This is a genomic window from Nocardioides psychrotolerans (assembly GCF_900113685.1).
Lineage (GTDB): Bacteria > Actinomycetota > Actinomycetes > Propionibacteriales > Nocardioidaceae > Nocardioides > Nocardioides psychrotolerans.
Genome location: NZ_FOQG01000009.1, coordinates 1 through 19,694 on the forward strand (window position 1 = coordinate 1; position 19,694 = coordinate 19,694).

A 19,694-nucleotide genomic window follows, 5' to 3' on the forward strand; every position below is an offset into this window, starting at 1 on the left:
GGGGGGGCGCACGGCGTCATCGAGGTCACCCGCTGAGCCGTCGCGCATCAGGTGCTCGACCGGGACCGTCGTGCGTCATCTTGACGATGTCGCTGGCGATCCGCCGCGGACGGCACCACCGCCTCAGCGGGTGCCAAGGAGCTGGGCACGTTGGCGCACCGGGAGGGACTTTCGACCCATGTCAAACGGGTCGCGTTGTCGGATCCTTGGGTGCATGTTCACAGTCGCTAGGTCGCGCCCAGCGCCGATCACTCGCGAGCCATGGTTCCGGAGGCACCCGAACCTGGCACTGTCGGTCGCCGGCGTCCTGTTCGTCGCAGTGTTGTCCCTCCGACTGCTCGTCGGCGACCCAGTCGACGCCTACTCGATGCTGTACGCGTTGCCCGTGGCGCTGGTGGCTATGACGTCCGGCCTGCGCGCAGGCATGGTCGCGGGCCTGGTTGCCGTGGGGCTCACGGTCGTGTGGGCGATCGCGAACGGCGTCGATCTGACTGTCACAGGTTGGGCATCGCGTGTGTTGCCGCTGCTGCTGCTGGGCGCCCTCCTGGGCCAGGCGACTGACCGGGCACGACGGGCCGAGATCGAGCACCGCCGTCTGGAGGCGGCCGCTCTGCTTCACCGCCAGGCGATCGAGATCAACGACTCACTGGTGCAAGGTATGGCGGCAGCGATGTGGTCATTCGACGCCGGCCAGGTGGAGGCCGGCAAGAAGGTCCTCGAGCAGACCCTCACGCAAGCTCACGAACTGGTCTCCGGACTGATCCGGCGGGCCGACATGGGGGCCAGGGCTGAGCTGCTGGACCTACCGGCGCCGGCGGGCCGGCCCGTCAGCGATGCTCTCCCGACTGCAACCGCCGACCCCAGGTCGGGACGGAGAGCCTGAGGCTCTGCTGGGGGATCGCCCCACACTCGAAGAACTCGGAACGGCCGAATGCCTGCGGCTGCTGGCCGCGCCGCTCCGATCGTCGGCGTAGTCGGACGGCACAAGTGCCCCGCGCCCGCCTCATTGACGCGCCCGGATCGGGCCCCCGCCCCGGAACATCACCGGACGGGCGTTGTGGATACTGAGCAGCCACGTCGCCTTTGCACACAGTCGCCGCTCAGGGTCCGCCTAGAGGAAACTCCTGGATCGGACTCTCCGGCGTCAACGCGCAGTCTGGAACTGCGCAAGTCTGTGGTGAGCGTCGGGAAAGCCGACAGACTTCGAGACGGGGGTCGCGGAACCTCACTCAGCTCCGCAAGTAGGACGCACCGTTAACGTCGATGATCGTGCCTGACGAGAAGCGGGCCCCGGGCGAGGCGAGCCACACCACCGCGGCGGCGACCTCCTCGGGGTGGGCCACCCGGCCGAATGGCGACTGGGCGCGCACGTCGTCCCCACCCTCGCCGTCGAGCACCTCGCGAGCCATCTCGGTCTCCACGAAGCCGGGCGCCACGGTGCCGACAGAGATGTCGTACGGCGCCAGGACGAGCGCCATCGACTGCCCGAAGGCGTTCATCCCGGCCTTGGACGCGGCGTACGCCGGGCAGTTCGGCTCGCCGCGGAACGCCCCTCTGCTCGACACGTTCACTACCGCGCCACCTCCTGCAGCGCGCAGGTGGGGGATGGCGCAGAAGGTGGCGTTGGCAGCGCCGGTGAGGTTGGTGGCCAGGGTCTGCGACCAGGTGGCCTGCCAGTCGTCGTACGACGTCGACAGCGGCGGGTGGGCGAGGAACACCCCGGCGTTGTTGACCAGCACGTCGAGGCGCCCGAGCCGGTCGGCGGCCGAGCCCACGGCGGCGCTGACGTCGTCGGGTCGGGCCATGTCGGCCTGCACGGTGACATGACCCTCGCCTGCCAGGGAGGCGCGCACCGCCTCGGCCTTCTCGGCTGACGCGCCGTAGTGCACCGCGACCCGGTCGCCCTGCTCGGCGAACGCGCGGGCAATGGCGGCGCCTATGCCGCGCGAACCTCCGGTGACGAGAACTGCTCGGCCTTGGTGGAGGAAGGTGGATGCATCGCTAGTCATGGCACCATCCTCTCTTCCCTGGAGCGTCGTGGCGTCGTGGCGTCGTGACCGATTGCCCCGCGGCCCCTGCCAACGTCGTGGTCACCGGGTCCGACGGCCTGGTTGGTGCCCGCATCTGTGCGGTCCTGGTCGAGCGCGGCGATGGGGTGTAACGCCCAAGCTCACGGCGCAGGCAAGTGGATCACTGAAGCTTCTCGCCGAAGGCATGACGATCGTCGACAGTGACGCAGACTCGACAGTGTGCGTCCACGTAGCCGTCAAGCATTTCGAACCGCGTCTTTCCGCCGCGAATGCGTCGCCCCTGAGGCGTTGCGAGCTCGGATGGCGAAGACGTCGACGGGGCCCATCCGTGCAGGTCAGGCGGTCTCGGGGAACTTCACGCCAGTGTTCGCATGGCACCGGTAACCAGTGACGTGCTTTGCCAGGTATTGCTAGTGGTTGCGCACGCGTAGTGCGCGCGCGCCTCGAGGTCTGGCCGACGGCGATGCTCACGAGAGCCACTCGGGGACCTGCGCTGATGGCGCGGTGCTGCCGCCAAGCGGGCGCTCGAAGACACATGCTTCCGTCACGCTGCGACAGGCGCTTCCAGCTGTCCGTTATGGTCGGCGGCATGGCATCTCCGGAGGCAAAGTTTGCACCCATCGGCGCGTTGCGAGGCGGACTCTCCCTCATGGTCCTGGGGGCACTGATGGCCTGGGGCCCCGTCGACTCGATCCCGCGTTCGGTAGGGCTTGGAACACTGTTCGTCGGCGCTCTGTTGGTGGCAGTCGCGTTGGGCATTCGGACGCTACGCACGTAGGCGCCGAGGCACGCCCTCCAGGTTGCTGACCTTGCAAGCGCACCCACACGCCGTGATCTGCACGCCGTGATCTGCGCACCCGAAAAGGTGCCCCTTGCCGCTGCGTATGCGTCGCCCTGAGCGTCCGGATCTTGCCGCGATTCGAGTCCCTGAGGCGCCAGCTGGCCCTCCAGCTTCGCCCTCGGCAAGCCCCTGTGCGGGGGGTAACGGCCCTCGTCGGTGGTCTCGCGATGCCCCCACTGGTAGAACCGGGGCATGCCCATCGATGTCTTCGAACCCCACCCGCTGGTGCGCCTGCTCGGGAAGCCGGCAGCGGACTTCACGTGCAGCGATCTCGTCCGAGCCGTGGAGCAGCTCGAGCTACGCCAGGTAAACCTGCGATACGTCGGGGGCGACGGGCGTCTGAAGACGATCGCGTTTCCGATCGGTTCGCGCGAGCACCTCGTCGAGGTGCTGACCAGGGGTGAGCGCGTGGACGGGTCCAGCATTTTCGAGGGCACCGAGACCGAGGCCAGTGATGTCTACATCGTGCCGCGCCATCGCACGGCCTTCCTGAACCCGTTCGGGGAGCGCACCTCTCTCGACGTGCTCTGCTCCTTCTACAGCCAGGACGGCGATCCCCTGCCCTACGCGTACGAACAGATCGTCCGCCGAGCCGCCGAGGTACTCACTCAGGAGACGGGACTGGTCCTCGAGGCGTTCGGTGAGCTGGAGTACTACCTCGTCGGCGAGGTCGAGCGGATCTTCCCGGTGCAGGCGGAGCGCGGCTACCAGGAGTCGGCGCCCTTCTCCAAGGGCCAGCAGGTGCGCGAGGAGGTGTTGGGCCACCTCGCCGAGATGGGCATCAAGCTGAAGTACGCCCACGGCGAGGTCGGGAACATCCTCGAGGAAGAGCGCCAGCTGGTGCAGCACGAGATCGAGTTCTGGCCCGTGCCGGTGGAGCAGGCAGCGGACGCTCTGGTCCTGGCGAAGTGGGTCGTGCGTCAGGTCGCCTACGCACACGGCCTGGAGGTGACCTTCGCACCCTCGGTCAGCAGCGACGGAGCGGGCAGCGGGTTGCACGTCCACACCCGGCTGGTGCGCGACGGCGCCAGCGAGATCGTTGGCGAGGACGGCATCAACGACACCGGACGGCGGCTGATCGCCGGATACCTGTCGGCAGCCAAGGCACTGACTGCCTTCGGCAACACCGTGCCGACGTCGTACCTGCGCTTCTCCGACGGCGAGGAGGCGCCCGAAGGCATCTGTTGGGGCGATACCGACCGCACCGGGCTGGTTCGAGTGCCGCTCGCCTGGGGCGGCCACGTGCTTCCCGGAATGGTCGCCCACGCCAACCCCGACAGCTCCGAGTCGATCCCCGAGCCGGCCATCCACCCCCAGACGATCGAGCTCCGGCTCGGCGACGGCTCGGCCGACGTCCACCTGCTCCTGGCCGGCATGGCCGTCGCAGCCAGACGCGGGCTGAGCGACCCCGACAGCCTGGATCAGGCCGAGCGACTCAACACCGCCGACCATGACGACTTCGAGCAGCTGCCGACCTCGTGTGCCGAGTCAGCCGATGCACTCGAGAACGAACGGACGTCGTTCGAGGCTGACGGCATCTTCCCCAGCGAGCTCATCGACGCCGTGCTCGACCGGCTCCGCGAGGCCGACGCCGCCGCGCAGATGAAGAAGGTGAAAAAGGACGACGACGCGCGCGAGGAGCTCGTACGCCGCTACTGGCACGTCGGCTGACGTCAGACGACCCTCCCGGGTCCCGAGCCACGACTCCTCGGCCACCAAGATCCGCAGCCTCTTCGCCGGCATCAAGATTCTGGACTCTGATCGCATAGACCGCGCGCTGGGCGCGTGCTTCCGCTGCGAATGCGTCGCCCCTGCGGCGGCGCGAGCTCGGACAGCGAAGACGTCGAAGGTGCCTATCCGTGCAGGTCAGGCGGTCGCTGGGAACGTCACGCCGGTGTTCGCGTGGCAGCGGTAGCCGTGCGGGTTCTTCGCGAGGTACTGCTGATAGTCCTCCACGTCGTAGCAACCGAACCTTTCAGTTGGGCGAGTGGGACCTACTGACGCGGATCTCAGTGCGACACGGCGAAGTGGCCCTCGTGTTCGCACGACTCCACCTTGGAACGAACGAACATTGGGAGGGGCCAGCGAGGTCGCTCATCGGTGACGTTGTGTCGGGTGTGGCGTTCGACGTTGAACCCGGAACGCGATACCTAGGTGGTGACCGGTGCGATGTGGACGGTGCCGTGCTCGGGAATGCCGAGGGCGTCGACGTGGTCGATGAGTTCGTTGGTGGCCTCGCGGGCCACGTCGGCCATCACGATGTCACCGACTGGTTCCAGAGAGGCTCCGCGCAGGACCGCCTGATGACTGATGGCCGAGTCGTCGGTAAACACAGCCACGACCTCGTCACTCAGACGGGCGGGAGACGTGATCCGCAGGTGCTGCACGGGCGGTCAGCCCCCGACGTGAACTTGGGGCCGTTGCTCGGCGTCCGGGACGGCCCTGCGGAGGATCTCGTGGGTCAACGGTGGAACGTCACCTTCGCCGGCGAACAGAAAACGAAGCGCGTTCTGTCCGGGCCCCCTCTCTGACCACTCGAAGTAGATGTGGGAGGGCATGTCGTCCATGTCGGTGACTGCCAACAGGACCGCTGCCAGCACGTTCGGCACCGACGGGCCGGTCGCTCGCAGGACCCGGTGGTCTCCGACGCGGATTCCGGCGACGTCGACGGTGGTGGCGAAGTCGCTGGCGTCGTTCACCTTGACCTCCAGGAATACTGCCGTCTCGCTGATGTCGAGGTGGTTGTCCAGTCGCACGTCGAGGGACTTCTCGTGATATTCCTCGTTGTCACCGGCCTGGATCTTGTTGGCGATGAACCGCACTGGTGCGTTCTTCAGCAGGACCTCATCGAGCAGAGCTTGCGCTGGCTCGTCGAAGGTGACCTTCTGGACCCGCAGCTCGGTGGAGCGGGTGATACGGGAGACCAGCGAGATGATCACGATCATCGCGATGAAGATGAGCGCGATGACAAGGCCCTCGGGGCGGTCGATGATCGTGACGGTGATCGTGTAGGTGAACACAGCCGCGACGACCCCGAAGAACACGCCAGCGCGCCGGTGGCCGCGCCGCCACTCGGTCAGGGTGACCGCAACGGCCGCCGACGTCATCAACGCGAGCACACCGGTGGCGTAGGCGCCGGCTTGGGCGTCCACGTCGGCCTTGAACGCGATGGTGACGACGATCGAGATGAGGGTGAAGACCAGCACGAGTGGTCGGGTGGCGCGAGCCCAGTCCGGGGCCATTCCGTAGCGCGGCAGGTAGCGCGGCACGATGTTGAGCAGACCCGCCATTGCAGAGGCGCCGGCGAACCACAAGATGCCGATGGTGGCGATGTCGTAGACGGTGCCGAATGCATCGCCGAGGCTCTCGTGTGCCAGGTAGGCCAGCGCCCGTCCGTTCGCTTCGCCGCCTGGCTCGAACGCGGCAGCAGGAATGAGGAACGTGGTGACGATCGCTGACCCCATCAACATCACGCTCATGATCAGTGCGGCAGTGGTGAGCAGCTTCTTCGCGTTGCGGATGCGGCCCGCCGGCGCCGCCGCGGTGTCGTCGGGGTCGCCCTTGACCAGCGGCATGACGACGACGCCGGTCTCGAACCCGGACAGTCCCAACGCCAAGGCGGGGAACACGAGCAGTGACGCGCCGAGAACGGCTAGCGGGGAGGCGTGGGCTTCGGTGACGGCGTTGGTCCAGTCGGTGAACGTGCCGGGGTTCTGGAAGATGCGCCAGAACCCGTTGGCAACCACGATGGCGCTCAACCCGATGTAGGCGACGACCAGCACGACGGCGATGCCGATGGCCTCGCCGAAGCCCTTGAGGAAGACCGCCGCCAGCATGGCCAGGAGGACGAGGGTGATCCACACCTCGCGACCGTGCAGGGCGTCGGTGAGGAACGGGTTCTCGACCAGGTGAGCAGAGGCGTCGGCCGCCGAGAGGGTGATGGTGATGATGAACCCGGTGGCGACGAACCCGATCAGGGTCAGCACCAGGACCTTGCTGGGCCAGTACGACAAGAGTCGTTCCAGCATCGAGAGACTGCCGTCGCCGTGGGGGCTCTCCTTGGCTACCCGTCGATACATGGGCAGCGCCCCGAAGAGGGTGACCAGCACCAGGACGAGGGTGGCGATCGGGGCCAGGGCACCAGCGGCGAGTGCGGCAATGCCGGGCTGATAGCCGAGCGTGGAGAAGTAGTCCACGCCGGTCAGGCACATCACCTTCCACCAAGGCTTCACGTGCTGATGGGCCGTGGCCTCCCGCTCACCCTCGTAGAAGCCACTGGGGTCGGGCTGCTGGTCTGTCTCGAGCAGCCAGGCGTTGAAGCGGCTCCGCTCCTGCACTTCTTCGATCACGTCGTGCAGAGTAAGGCAGCCGCCGCGCGGGCGATCACAGGCGGCCCGTTCCGTCCCACGCCCACCTCTGGTGAATGCCTTGACGAAAGAAGCCTGCCCATCACAGGAGTGGCGGCAGGCCGTGGTCCTTCAGGCAGCTCCGGCCGCTAGCGGGTCAAGCGGTCTCGGGGAACTTCACCCCCGTGCTCGCGTGGCACCGGTGGCCAGTGACGTGCTTCACCGTCCGGATCTAGCCGATGTGCGGACGGACGTCCTAGTAGCCCAGAAAGACGCACCACTCGGACGGTGTTGAGCGGGCAAGGGGGGCGACCCAGAGCCGTGAGCCTGGGGGCTTGATCCCTAGCATGGGACGATGTCTGACCGATTGATCTTCCAGCTTGGTACCAATAATTGGCAGCGAGGCGGCGAGTTCGCCCCTGGCTCCGGCATCTTGCACGAGTCGCACCATTTCGCGTACAACGCGTTGCCGGGGGTGCGCGCCTACTCGATGTACCCCTCGCGACGTCAGCGGTTCCAGGACGAGGACGTGCACGTCTTCCCCCTTGATCACGACATCCCCATCTGCGAGTCGGTGTCTCCGACCAGCAGCTATCGCTGGCACTCGATGGACGAGGCCGAGGTGGACAGCTACCGGGTGCGGCTGACGAATGACGTCGTCGACTGGATGGAGGAGATCGAGTCGCGGACCGGCGACTGCTTCAGCCTCGCGATCGCCCACCACGCATTCATGAACACGGTGGTGATACGTGACGTCAACCAGCGACGCGTTGCGGCCGGTCGGCCACGGATGACGGTGCTGTGCTTCGCACACGGCACCGAGCTCAAGATGTTCAACAACGAGCGGAGGGGAGATGAGCCGGAGGAGTTCCCGCTGCGGTTCTTGCCCTTCATGCAGCGCGAGAAGATCTTCGACTACGCCGATCCAGAACACGGGGTCGACGTGGTCGCGGCGATCTCGAACGAGCAGGTGGACGCGCTGCTCGACGTGTTCCCCGAGTTCCCGCGCGAGCGAGTCGTACTTTCCCCCAATGGCTACAACCAGGATGTCTTCCTGCCGGCGCCTGAGGGCACCGACCGGGCTGCGGTTCTGGCCCAGTTCTTCACACAGCCTCTTGAGGGCAGCGACCGCGCCTCCGAACAGGTGACGCCGCCTGAAGGATTTGACGCAGTCGTCGTCTTCTGCGGCAAGTTCGCCGACTGGAAGCGGTTGGACGTGCTGCTGCGTGCGGCGGCGCTCTACGAGCAGGATGCCCGCCGAATCATCACGTTGGTGATCGGTTCCGGACCGGCCGAGGCCCAGCGCGAACTGCACATGCTGACCACCGATCTCGGGCTGCGCCGCACCTACTTCCTCGGGCCCCGGCCACAAGACGAGCTCGCGTTGCTCTTCAGCTGTGCTGACATCGGCTGCTTCCCGTCCTACCGTGAACCATTCGGCCTTGTGTTCGTCGAGTGCATGGCCTGCGGAACTCCCGTCATCGGAGCCGACTCCGGTGGCCCACGTGACTTCGTCACCCCCGAAGTCGGCACCCTCGTTCCTGAAACCACCAACTCAACCGCTCTGGCCGAGTCCTTGGCCGAAGCGATCGACCAAGCTCTCACCGCCAACTGGAAGAGCACTCGCGGGCCGGTCGCCGCCCGCTATGCGCGCAACCGTTTCAGCGTGTCCGGCCAGGTCTCCCATCTACTGGCCGAAGTCGACCGCCTCACCAGCTGACCGCCTCCATCGCGGACGGGTCAGGCGGTCGCGGGAAACTTCACCCCGGTGTTCGCGTGGCACCGGTAACCATCTACGTGCTTTGCCAGGTACTGCTGGTGCTGCTCCTCGGCGTAGTAGTAGGTCGGGACCTCGCGCACCTCGGTGGTGATCTCGCCGAGACCGCGGCGGGCCAGCTCGGCGCCGTAGACGTCGGTCAGCTCGCGGGCGACCTGCTCCTGCTCGGGGGTGGTGAAGTAGATCGCCGAGCGGTACTGGGTGCCGACGTCGTTGCCCTGCTGCATCCCCTGCGTGGGGTCGTGGACCTCGAAGAATCGCTTCACCAGGTCGGCGAACGAGACCTGCGCCGGGTCGTAGACCACCCGCACAGCCTCGGTGTGCGCGGTGCGGCCCGAGCACACCTCCTCGTACGACGGGTGCGGGGTGTGTCCTCCGGCGTAGCCGACCGACGTCGACCAGACACCGGGGAGCTTCCAGTAGATCTCCTCGGCGCCCCAGAAGCAGCCGAGCCCGAACACCGCGACCTCGTGGCCGGCCGGGGCCTCGTCGGTGACCACCGGCGTGCCCAGCACCACGTGCTTGTCGGTGAGGTGGAAGTTGCGCTCGCTGCGACCGGGCAGGGCCTGGTCGGGGGCGATGAGCTCGGTCTTGTGGCGCGAGAAGAACACGGTCACTCCTTCGGTCGGTCTGTCCAGTGTGCAACACCGCCAAGGGCCCGATCCTTCCTCCAGCCCGGCACAGATAAGGCACGTGCATCGCGGTGTCACGGTTGATACCGTCAGTTCATGGCAATGACCCTGCGACTGACGGACGACGAGGCTGACGCGCTGCGCGCGAGGGCAGACCTCGAAGGTCGCTCGATGCAGGAGGTGGCTCGCCAAGCGGTGCGCGACTACGTCGAGCGCGAGAGCCGGCAGGACCTCCTGGACCGCGTGCTCGACCGGGAGCTGCCGCGCTACGCGCAGGCGCTGGAGCGGCTCGGACAATGATCTACCTGACGTTGGAGGACCTGCTCCACGTCGCTCGGCGCACGCTCGGCTCTGTCGACGTGAGGGACATGGGGCTCCTGGAGTCAGCCGTGGCTCGTCCCCGCACGACGGTCTTCGGCGACGACGGCGCCTACGACTTCATCATCGCGATGGCCTCCGGCGAGCTGCAGGAGATCGCCGCGATCGCGGCGGTCCTGGAGGCGCACACCGAGCCGTTCTGAGCCCCGATAGCCTCGGGGGATGAGCGAGCAGCAGCAGCACATCACCAAGTCCGGCTTCGAGACGCGTGCGATCCACGCCGGTTACGAACCCGACCCGACGACCGGCGCGGTCATCCCGCCGATCTACGCCACGTCGACCTACAAGCAGGACGGCGTGGGCGGACTGCGCGGAGGCTATGAGTACAGCCGCTCCGCCAACCCGACCCGCACCGCGCTCGAGGGCGTCCTGGCCGCGCTGGAGGAGGGCGAGAAGGGCTTCGCCTTCGCCTCGGGGCTCGCCGCCGAGGACACCCTGGTCCGCACGACCTGCCGCCCCGGCGACCACGTGGTCATCCCCGACGACGCCTACGGCGGCACCTACCGCCTCTTCGACAAGGTCGAGCAGGCGTGGGGCGTCGAGCACAGCCCGGCGGCCGTCTCCGACGTCGACGCCGTGCGTGCTGCGATCCAGCCGGGCCGGACCAAGCTGGTGTGGATCGAGACGCCGACCAACCCGCTGCTCAACATCGGCGACATCGAGGCGCTCGCCGCCGTCGCCCACGACGCGGGTGCACTGCTCGTCGTCGACAACACCTTCGCCTCGCCCTACCTCCAGCAGCCCCTCACCCTCGGCGCCGACGCGGTCGTGCACTCCACGACCAAGTACGTCGGCGGCCACTCCGACGTCGTCGGCGGCGCGCTCGTCGTGCGCGACCTCGACCTCGCCGAGCAGGTCACCTTCCACCAGAACGCCATCGGCGCCGTGCCCGGTCCCTTCGACGCCTTCCTCACCCACCGTGGCGTCAAGACGCTCGGGGTGCGCATGGACCGCCACTGCGACAACGCCGAGCGGATCGTCGAGTTCCTGACGGGTCACCCGTCGATCGCGCAGGTGATCTACCCCGGGCTCGAGGAGCACCCCGGCCACGCGGTGGCGAGCCGGCAGATGAAGCGCTATGGCGGGATGATCTCCTTCCGCGTCACCGGCGGGGAGGCGCAGGCGCTGGCCGTCTGCGAGCGCACCGAGGTCTTCACGCTGGGTGAGTCGCTCGGCGGCGTCGAGTCGCTGATCGAGCACCCCGGCCGGATGACTCACGCCAGCGTCGCCGGCACCGAGCTCGAGGTGCCCGCCGACCTGGTGCGCCTCAGCGTCGGCATCGAGACCGTCGAGGACCTGCTCGCCGACCTCGAACGCGCCCTGTCCGCCGGTGCGTGAGGTCGGAGTCCCCTCGCAGGCCGACGACGTCACGATCTGCGTCGACTTCGGCTCCACCTTCACCAAGGCATCGCTGGTCGACCTGACCGGGGGGCGCATCGTCGCCGCTTCCGAGCATCCCACGACGCTGCCCGACGCGACCGGCGCAGGCGACGTCCTCGACGCGTACGACGCCTGCCTGGCCGACCTCGTCGCCGCTGACCCACGGGCCGCCGGCGCGACGGTGCTCGCCTGCTCCAGCGCCGGCGGCGGGCTGCGCATCGCCGTGGTCGGCAACGAGGAGCTCGTCACCGCGGAGGCCGGCCGACGCGTCGCGCTGTCCAGCGGCGGCAAGGTCGTGGGGGTGGTCGCGGCGGGCGCCGGTCGTGGGCCTCAGGCAGCGCTCTACCGCGACCTCCGGCACACGACCCGACCCGACGTCGTGCTCCTCACCGGCGGCACCGACGGCGGCAACAGCGAGGTGCTGCTCCAGGCGGCCCGTGACGTGGTCGCGGGGGGCTGGACCGGCCCGGTCGTCGTCGCAGGCAACGTGGACACGGCCGGCGAGGTGGCGGTGGTCCTCGCCGACCTCCCGCACGTGGTCACCGACAACGTCGTCCCCCGGATCGGGGTGCTCGAGCCCGCCGGCGCCCGGGCTGCCATCCGCGAGGTGTTCCTGTCCCACGTGATCGGCGGCAAGCACCTCAGCAGCCGCACCACCGCCAACGGCGAGAGCTTCACCGCGATGGTCCGCGGCGCGACCCCCGACATCGTGCTGAGCGGGGTCGAGCTGCTGGCCAACGGCCTCGACAGCGAGCGCCCCGGCGCCGGCGACGTGGTCGTGGTCGACGTCGGCGGCGCGACGACCGACGTGCACTCGGTCGTGGAGGTGGATCCCGAGGACGCCGGCCTCTCCCGGGAGGTCGTCGCCACCACGCCGGTGACCCGGACGGTCGAGGGTGACCTGGGCATGCGCTGGTCGGCGCTCACGACGCTCGAGGCCGCCGACAGCAACGACGAGGAGCTCCTCGCCGCGGCCCGCACTCGCACCGAGAACCCCGGCTTCCTGCCGACCACGGACGTCGACCACGACGCGGACGAGGCGATCGCCCGGGCCGCCGCCGGCCTGGCGCTGCGCCGTCACGCGGGCCGGTCCAAGGTCGTCGTCGGTCCCACCGGTCGGGTCGTCGAGCGCTCCGGCAAGGACCTGCGCGAGGTCGACCTGCTCGTCGGGTCGGGTGGCGTGCTGCGCCACGGGCGCGAGGGCATCAGCGGGCGGGTCCTCGCCGGCAGCGTCGGTGCCGACCTCGAGGGTGGGTGGCAGCTCCCGGAACGGGCCCGCGTGGTCGTGGACACGGCGTACGTCCTGGCGGCGGTGGGGCTTCTCGCAGACTCCCACCCGGAGGCGGCCTACCGTCTCGCCCGACGCCTGATCGACCCCGTTGCTGATCTAGTGTGAGGCCGTGAGCAACGACGACCCCACGCCGGCGGCGCCCGAGGCGCTGGCCCGCGAGGACCGCATCACCCAGCGCCTGGCCCAGCAGTGGGCGGCGATGCGCGAGGAGCGTCGACCGGAGCCCGCGGCGATCGCGGCGGGCCCGTCCAACTTAAGCCAGGCCCAGGTGCCGTGGGGCCTCGACCTCGCCGCCGCCTGGGGGTGGCGCTTCCTGGTGATCATCGCCGCCGGCTTCGTGCTGGTGGAGGCGGTCGCGTTCTTCTCGGTCATCGCGCTGCCCGCTGCCATCGCCCTGCTCATCGCCGCGCTGGTGAGCCCCGCCGTCAGCTGGATGACCCGGCACCGGGTGCCGCGAGGCCTGGCCGCGATCGTCGTCGTCCTCGGCGCCATCGGCTTCGTCGGGGCGTTGCTCACCTTCGCCGGCCAGCAGGTCGCCAACGGCGCCAACGACCTGGCCGACTCCACCGTCGAGGGCCTCGGCCAGATCAAGACCTGGCTCAAGGACGGCCCGCTCAACGCGAGCGACTCCCAGATCAACGACTGGATCAACCAGGCGCAGGAAGCGATCACCAGCCGCACCGAGAACGGCGAGCTCCTGAGCCAGGTGACCGAGGTCGGCACGACCATCGGGCACGTGGTGGCCGGCTTCTTCATCGTGCTGTTCTCCAGCTACTTCTTCCTCGCCGACGGCGACCGCATCTGGGCCTGGTTCGTGCGGCTCTCGCCTCGGGCAGCCCGCCAGCACGTCGACAGCTCCGGCCGCGTCGCGTGGATCTCGCTGACCCAGTTCGTGCGGGCCACGGTCCTGGTCGCCCTGGTCGACGCGGTGGGCATCATGATCGGCGCCGCGATCCTCCAGGTGCCCTTCGTGCTCGCCATCGGGGTCCTGGTCTTCCTCGGCGCGTTCGTCCCGATGGTCGGCGCGACCGTCGCCGGGGTCGTCGCGGTGCTGGTCGCCCTGGTCGACCAGGGGCCGATCACGGCGCTGCTGATGCTCGGCGTCGTGGTCCTGGTCCAGCAGGTCGAGGGCCACGTCCTCCAGCCGTTCCTGATGGGCCGTTGGGTCTCGGTCCACCCGCTCGGCGTCATCTTCGCCATCGGCGCGGGCATCCTCGTGGCCGGCATCGCCGGTGCCCTGGTCGCCGTGCCCCTCGCTGCTGCGGCCAACGCCGTCATCCAGCACCTCGCGGCCAACACCTCTCCCGGGGACGACCCGGTCGAGGAGTTGGAGGAGGACTACGGGGAGACCGGGGCGAGAGCCTCCGTCGATCCGGAGGACGCCGATGACTGACATCGGCGCAGGCGTCACACTGGCCGACATCGAGGCCGCGCGCACCGTCCTGCAGGGGGTCGCGATCCAGACCCCGATGGAGGAGTCGCGCTGGCTCTCGGCGCTGGTGGGCGGCCCGGCGTACCTCAAGTGCGAGAACCTTCAGCGCACCGGCTCCTTCAAGGCCCGGGGCGCCTACCTCCGCATCTCGCGTCTGACCCCCGAGGAGCGCTCCCGCGGGGTCGTGGCCGCCTCCGCCGGCAACCACGCCCAGGGCGTCGCGCTGGCTGCGAGCCTGCTCGGCATCCGCTCCACGGTCTTCATGCCCGAGGGAGCGCCGATCCCCAAGGAGAAGGCCACCCGGGCCTACGGCGCCGACGTGGTCTTCGAGGGCCGCTACCTGGAGGACTCCCTCGTGGCGGCTCGCGCGTTCGAGGCCGAGACCGGCGCGGTGCTGATCCACCCTTTCGACCACGTCGACATCGTCGCCGGCCAGGGCACGTGCGGCCTCGAGGTCGTCGAGCAGGTCCCCGACCTCAGGACCGTGCTCGTGCCGACCGGTGGGGGCGGACTGCTCGCCGGCATGGCGATCGCGATCAAGTCGCTGCGCCCCGACGTACGCGTCGTCGGCGTGCAGGCCTCCGGCGCTGCCGCCTACCCCGAGTCGCTCGCGCAGGGTCACCCGGTGGCGCTGACCTCCATGAAGACCATGGCCGACGGCATCGCGGTCGGGCTGCCCGGCGAGGTCACCTTCGCCGCTGTCCGTGACTACGTCGACGACATCATCACGGTGTCGGAAGAGTCCATGTCACGCGCGCTGCTCGCCCTGGTCGAACGGGCCAAGATGGTCGTCGAGCCTGCCGGTGGCGCGGCCGTCGCGGCCATGCTCGACCACCCGACCGGCTTCGAGACCCCGGTCGTCGCCGTACTCTCGGGCGGCAACATCGACCCGCTCCTGCTCGGCAAGGTGATCCGGCACGGGATGGCCGCCGCGGGCCGCTACCTCAACCTGCGCGTCAACATCCCCGACACTCCCGGCGGCCTCGCCCGGCTGCTCGGCGAGGTCGGCGAGGCCGGCGCCAACGTGCTCGAGGTGATGCACGAGCGGATCTCTCCGGCGCTGCACCTCGACGAGGTCGAGGTCCACCTCCAGCTCGAGACACGCGGCGAGCCGCACGCCGCGCGGGTCATCACCCGGCTGCGGGCGTGCGGCTACCGCGTCTTCGAGTGAGTCAGGAGCCGGTGTAGGGAGTCGCGTCGACGATGACGACCTCGAGCTGCTTGCCGTTGGGCGCCTCGTAGGAGACGGTCTCGCCCTTCTGGTGGCCGTTGATGGCCGAGCCGAGAGGGGACTGCGGCGAGTAGGCGGTCAGGCCCTCGGGATCGATCTCGCGTGCGCCCAGGAGGAACGTCTCGGTCTCGTCTTCGGCGTCGCCGACGAAGCGGTAGGTGACGACCATGCCGGGCTCGACGATGCCGTCGTCGGAGGGCGTCTCGCCGACCTCGGCGCGACGCAGCATGTCCTCGAGCTGGCGGATGCGGCCCTCGAGCTTGCCCTGCTCCTCGCGCGCGGCGTGGTAGCCGCCGTTCTCCTTCAGGTCACCCTCGTCGCGCGCCGCGCTGATGCGGGCGATGACCTCTTCACGCACGGGACCCTTGAGGTTGGCGAGCTCGGCCGTGAGCTTGTCGAAGGCGTCCTGGGTGAGCCAGACGGTGCCGGGAACGGACTGCTGCGTCATCGGGGTACTCCTGTGCTGCTTGATGTAGGAGGGTCGGACCCGCCGGGTGTTCAGGAAGAAAATCCCGGTCCGGCGGCCACGACGTGGCGCTGCGCGGACGATCTCGGGCCCTCTCCTGGACGGCCCGGTGGGACGGTCAGAAGGTGGAGTCTAACAACGGCCTGCTCAGATCGCAGGTTCGCGCGTGATCAGCGGGGTCGGGACTGCCCCTCGGCGGTGCAGCCGATGGACTCGACCGACGTGGCCAGCCGCTCCGTGCGCACCGTCTGCTCGACCCGGTTGCCGGCCGCCGCGTCGGGGACGAAGGACAGCTCCCCGACGACCGTGTGGTCCTCGGCGAAGGCGCGCAGCAGGCAGGTGGCCTCGACGGAGTCGTCGGCGAGCTCGACCTGCACCACGGCGGTCGCGGTGTGATCGTCGATGACGTCGAAGGAGATCAGCTCGGAGTCGACCGGCGGGGTCGCCTGCAGCCAGGTGACCCAGGCCAGCCACGACAGGAAGAGTGCGGAGACGGTGACCGCTGCGATCAGCACGACGCGGCGGCGCCACGGCGCAGGCGTCCCGTAGCGGTCGACCAGCGCGGGTGGGGGAGTCTGCGGGCTCACCTCTCCAGCGTGACACCTACGATGTCACCATGCCGCAGCACCCTCCTGCCGGCGCCCGATCGGGCCTCCGGCTGATGCACGTGCACGCCCACCCCGACGACGAGTCGAGCAAGGGCGCTGCCTCCACCGCCAAGTACGTCGCCGAGGGCGTGGACGTCCACGTCGTCACCTGCACCGGTGGCGAGCGTGGATCGATCCTCAACCCCAAGATGGACCGCCCCGACATCCTCGAGAACATCACCGAGGTCCGGCGCCAGGAGATGGAGCGTGCCCGCGACATCCTCGGCGTGCGTCAGGACTGGCTCGGCTTCGTCGACTCCGGCTGGCCCGAGGGCGACCCCAAGCCGCCGTTGCCCGAGGGCTGCTTCGGGCTGGTCCCGCTCGAGGAGGCGACCGAGGCCCTGGTCCGGTTGATGCGCTCGTTCCGGCCCCACGTGGTCACGACGTACGACGAGCGCGGTGGCTACCCGCACCCCGACCACATCAAGTGCCACGAGGTCTCCGTCGCGGCGTTCGAGGCCGCGGGCGATCCGGAGCGGTTCCCCGAGTCCGGTGCGCCCTGGCAGCCGCTCAAGCTCTACTACCACCACTCGTTCAACCGCGAGCGGATGCAGCGGCTGCACGACGCGATGATCGCCCACGGACTGGAGTCGCCGTGGGAGGAGCGGCTCAAGGAGTGGAAGCCCGAGCCCGAGTGGGATGCCCGCGTGACCACCAAGGTCCCGTGCGGCGACTACTTCGGCGTGCGCGACCAGGCGCTGCTGGCCCACGCCACCCAGATCGACCCCGACGGGTTCTGGTTCGCGCTGCCGCGCGAGATCCAGGAGAAGGTCTGGCCCACCGAGGACTTCGAGCTCGTGGTGAGCCACGTCCCCTCCCAGGTGCCCGAGGACGACCTCTTCGCGGGCATCCTCGACCCCGCCTGAGAGACTGGCGACATGGACGCTGTGATGTCGCTGATCTTGCCCCTGGTGGAGAAGGGCCCCGAGCCCGAGGACGTGGTCGCGGGCTGGACCGCCTTCGGCATCTTCGGGCTGCTGATCCTCGCCATGGTCATCCTCGGCTTCAGCCTCACCAAGCACCTGAAGAAGGCGGCGAGCAACCAGGAGGACGGCCTCTTCGGTGCTCCTGCGGAGAAGCCCGAGCCCAGCTCCACCGAGCACACCGGCTGATCGCCCCCGGGCGCGCCGGCTTCGGTCCCGGCGCGATCTTCCCTACCGTCGACGGGTGACCTCCCCGACGGCCCGAGCCCCTTGCCGTACGACGTGCGGAGCGGTCGTGGGCCTGCTGGCGCTGGCCCTCGGCTCGCTCGTTGCCGCGGGCCCGAGCTCCGGCGGAGCTGCTGCGCCGGCGGCGGCCCGACACGCCTCGATCAAGGTCGCGACGTTCAACGTCCTGGGCAGCCAGCACACCCGTGGCCCCGGTGGTCGCGGCCCGGGCAAGGCGCGGGCCCGCATCACCAGCGACCTCGTGACCGCGAAGCGGCTCGACCTGGTGGGGCTCCAGGAGGTGCAGGCCGACCAGCTGCTGGTGCTCAAGCGCCGGTTGGACGACTACCGCATCTGGCCGGCCTACCAGCTCGGTCACGGCACCCTGCGCCTCCAGATCGCCTGGCGCGAGCGGGCCTTCGACCTGCTCGACCGCGGCACCCTCGTGACGAAGTTCGTCGGGCAGAACCGGCCGGTCCCGTGGGTCCTGCTTCGCCACCGGGCGTCGGGGCGCTCGATCTACGTCGTGGACATCCACAACTCCCCGCGCGGGCGTGAGCTCGAGCGGGACCGTGCGCTGGGGCGGCAGATCAAGCTGCTCCAGCGCTTCCGCGCCACGGGTCGGACGGTGCTCGTGCTCGGTGACCTCAACGAGCGCGCGGAGGCGTTCTGCAAGGTCGTCGGCCGCACGGACCTGGTCGCCGCCAACGGCGGCTATGTCTCCCGCCGCCGCTGCGAGCCACCCGAGCGCGGGCTCCGTGTGGACTGGATCTTCGGCAGGGGGCTCCTGGAGTTCTCCGACTACGTCGCCGACGACGGCCCTCTGGTGCGCAAGGTGAGCGACCACCGGATGATCCGCGCGACCGTCACGCTGCGCCGCAAGCCCCGGAGCTGAGCGGGGCTGAGCGGCGCTGAGCGGCGCTGAGCGGAGCTGCCATGGTGATCCGACCTCGATGCGACAGGTCGTGCTGATCACCGTTACCCTTCCGTGATGCCTCGCCGACCTGCCGCCACCCGAGCCTTCCTGCTCGCGGCCACCCTGATCACCGGCGCAGCGGTCGGAGTCGGGGTCCAGAAGGCCCCCGGCGCCGTCGACCTGATGGTCGTGGAGCCCGGCTCGCGGTCCGTCGTGAGCGGTGCTGACGTCAACGCCCGACCGGCCACCGTGTCGCGGGGCGGCGAGAGCGCCGGCAACCTCGCCCCGGCCGCCCATACCTCGGAGCCGACGACGAAGAAGACCAATCAGGAGTCGTCGAGCCAGGGATCGCTCGTGCGGGTCCCGCCCTACAAGGTGGCCAGGACGACCGCACCGATCGAGAAGCTCCCGCCCGGCCCGCCGCCGCCCGAGCCCGGTGACCCGTTCTCCTTCCGGATCGGCACCCTCAACATCCTCGGCAGCCAGCACAAGGGCGGCGGCACCAGCCGCGCCTCCGCGCTCGCCGGCGCCATCCTGGGCCGCGGCGTCGACGTCGTGGGCCTGCAGGAGGTCCAGGACGACCAGCTCGCGGTCCTGCAGAACCAGCTCTCCGGCTACACCATCTGGCCCGGCCAGGGCCTCGGCAACCAGGGCGTCCGCCTCCAGGTCGCCTGGCGCGACGCGCTCTTCTCCCTGGTCGACACCGGCTCGATCACCACGACCTTCGACTACCAGCAGCGTCCGATCCCGTGGGTGCTCCTGGAGAACCGCGGGACCGAGGGACAGTTCTACGTCATCGACGTGCACAACTCCCCGCGCGACCAGGAGGGTGACCGCGACGCCGCCACCGGCGAGGAGATCGCGCTCATCAACGAGCTGCGCAGCAGCGGTAAGACCGTCTTCATCGTGGGCGACATGAACGAGCACACCGAGTTCTTCTGCCGCGTCGCCGCCTCGACCGGGATGGTCGGCTCCAACGGCGCCTACTACTCCGGCGGCTGCAGCACCGGCGCCGGACCGATCAAGATCGACTGGATCCTGGGCTCCGGCGGCGAGGTCGACTTCTCCGGCCACGTCGTCGACTACGGCGACCCGATCCGCTACGCCACCGACCACGCCTTCGTGCACGCCGACGTGCGGGTCACCCCGATGATCGCGCAGGACTGACCCTCCGGGAGC

19 protein-coding genes are annotated in these 19,694 nt (G+C 69.3%); 13 read left to right on the forward strand and 6 right to left on the reverse strand.

Features of this window, described 5'->3' with window-relative positions; all coding sequences use genetic code 11:
- Positions 1-214 precede the first annotated feature (214 nt).
- Complete coding sequence (locus tag BM204_RS12030; RefSeq protein WP_091113605.1) at positions 215-883, forward strand: DUF4118 domain-containing protein; 669 nt, start codon at positions 215-217, stop codon at positions 881-883.
- Between the two features lie 346 nt (positions 884-1,229).
- On the opposite strand, the gene BM204_RS12035 is transcribed toward BM204_RS12030, so the two are convergent.
- Complete coding sequence (locus BM204_RS12035; RefSeq protein ID WP_091113608.1) at positions 1,230-2,009, reverse strand: SDR family NAD(P)-dependent oxidoreductase; 780 nt, start codon at positions 2,007-2,009, stop codon at positions 1,230-1,232.
- Positions 2,010-3,063: 1,054 nt separating this feature from the next.
- Between BM204_RS12035 and BM204_RS12040 the strand changes: the two genes are divergently transcribed.
- On the forward strand, positions 3,064-4,542 hold the full coding sequence (locus BM204_RS12040; RefSeq protein ID WP_091113610.1) for a glutamine synthetase beta-grasp domain-containing protein: 1,479 nt from the start codon (positions 3,064-3,066) through the stop codon (positions 4,540-4,542).
- 479 nt (positions 4,543-5,021) lie between these two features.
- Here BM204_RS12040 and BM204_RS12045 read toward each other — a convergent pair whose 3' ends face one another.
- Entirely contained in the window at positions 5,022-5,204 is a 183-nt protein-coding gene (locus tag BM204_RS12045; RefSeq protein WP_143099752.1) for a hypothetical protein, read from the reverse strand.
- Between the two features lie 60 nt (positions 5,205-5,264).
- Positions 5,265-7,220, reverse strand: a complete 1,956-nt coding sequence (locus BM204_RS12050) for an APC family permease (RefSeq protein WP_246166213.1) — start codon at positions 7,218-7,220, stop codon at positions 5,265-5,267.
- Positions 7,221-7,572: 352 nt separating this feature from the next.
- On the opposite strand from BM204_RS12050, the gene BM204_RS12055 reads away from it, so the two are divergent.
- The gene (locus BM204_RS12055) at positions 7,573-8,937 is read left to right on the forward strand and encodes a glycosyltransferase (protein WP_091113614.1); all 1,365 of its coding nucleotides are present in this window, start codon (positions 7,573-7,575) and stop codon (positions 8,935-8,937) included.
- Between the two features lie 20 nt (positions 8,938-8,957).
- Here BM204_RS12055 and msrA read toward each other — a convergent pair whose 3' ends face one another.
- Complete coding sequence (gene msrA, locus BM204_RS12060) at positions 8,958-9,605, reverse strand: peptide-methionine (S)-S-oxide reductase MsrA (RefSeq protein ID WP_091113617.1); 648 nt, start codon at positions 9,603-9,605, stop codon at positions 8,958-8,960.
- Between the two features lie 117 nt (positions 9,606-9,722).
- Here msrA and BM204_RS12065 point away from each other — a divergent pair, with 117 nt between their 5' ends.
- From BM204_RS12065 to ilvA, 6 genes are read left to right on the forward strand one after another with little or no spacing between them, the layout of a single operon-like run.
- A complete protein-coding gene (locus BM204_RS12065) occupies positions 9,723-9,926 on the forward strand; it encodes a ribbon-helix-helix protein, CopG family (protein WP_174813008.1) in 204 nt (67 codons plus the stop codon).
- Entirely contained in the window at positions 9,923-10,147 is a 225-nt protein-coding gene (locus BM204_RS12070) for a hypothetical protein (protein ID WP_091113621.1), read from the forward strand. The genes BM204_RS12065 and BM204_RS12070 overlap by 4 nt, the downstream gene beginning before the upstream one ends.
- A 19-nt stretch (positions 10,148-10,166) precedes the next feature.
- Positions 10,167-11,342 carry a cystathionine gamma-synthase gene (locus tag BM204_RS12075; protein ID WP_091113623.1) on the forward strand — a complete coding sequence of 392 codons (1,176 nt, stop codon included), beginning with the start codon at positions 10,167-10,169 and terminating at the stop codon, positions 11,340-11,342.
- Positions 11,335-12,780, forward strand: coding sequence for a glutamate mutase L (locus tag BM204_RS12080; protein WP_091113625.1), 1,446 nt, complete (start codon positions 11,335-11,337; stop codon positions 12,778-12,780). Before BM204_RS12075 ends, BM204_RS12080 begins: the two co-directional genes overlap by 8 nt.
- 4 nt (positions 12,781-12,784) lie before the next feature.
- A complete protein-coding gene (locus BM204_RS12085) occupies positions 12,785-14,068 on the forward strand; it encodes an AI-2E family transporter (protein ID WP_246166214.1) in 1,284 nt (427 codons plus the stop codon).
- Entirely contained in the window at positions 14,061-15,278 is a 1,218-nt protein-coding gene (gene ilvA / locus BM204_RS12090) for a threonine ammonia-lyase (RefSeq protein ID WP_091113627.1), read from the forward strand. Before BM204_RS12085 ends, ilvA begins: the two co-directional genes overlap by 8 nt.
- Position 15,279: 1 nt before the next feature.
- Here the strand turns inward: ilvA and greA are convergent, their stop codons facing one another.
- Together greA and BM204_RS12100 are read right to left on the reverse strand one after the other, a co-directional pair.
- A complete protein-coding gene (gene greA / locus BM204_RS12095; protein WP_091113628.1) occupies positions 15,280-15,786 on the reverse strand; it encodes a transcription elongation factor GreA in 507 nt (168 codons plus the stop codon).
- Positions 15,787-15,974: 188 nt separating this feature from the next.
- The gene (locus tag BM204_RS12100; RefSeq protein WP_091113631.1) at positions 15,975-16,391 is read right to left on the reverse strand and encodes a DUF4307 domain-containing protein; all 417 of its coding nucleotides are present in this window, start codon (positions 16,389-16,391) and stop codon (positions 15,975-15,977) included.
- Positions 16,392-16,420: 29 nt separating this feature from the next.
- On the opposite strand from BM204_RS12100, the gene mca reads away from it, so the two are divergent.
- From mca to BM204_RS12120, 4 genes are all read left to right on the forward strand, one after another.
- A complete protein-coding gene (gene mca, locus BM204_RS12105; RefSeq protein ID WP_091113633.1) occupies positions 16,421-17,317 on the forward strand; it encodes a mycothiol conjugate amidase Mca in 897 nt (298 codons plus the stop codon).
- 12 nt (positions 17,318-17,329) lie between these two features.
- On the forward strand, positions 17,330-17,563 hold the full coding sequence (locus BM204_RS12110; protein WP_143099753.1) for a hypothetical protein: 234 nt from the start codon (positions 17,330-17,332) through the stop codon (positions 17,561-17,563).
- A 55-nt stretch (positions 17,564-17,618) separates the two neighbouring features.
- Positions 17,619-18,494, forward strand: a complete 876-nt coding sequence (locus BM204_RS12115) for an endonuclease/exonuclease/phosphatase family protein (protein WP_170259129.1) — start codon at positions 17,619-17,621, stop codon at positions 18,492-18,494.
- Positions 18,495-18,590: 96 nt separating this feature from the next.
- A complete protein-coding gene (locus BM204_RS12120; protein WP_091113640.1) occupies positions 18,591-19,682 on the forward strand; it encodes an endonuclease/exonuclease/phosphatase family protein in 1,092 nt (363 codons plus the stop codon).
- The last annotated feature ends 12 nt before the right edge of the window (positions 19,683-19,694 follow it).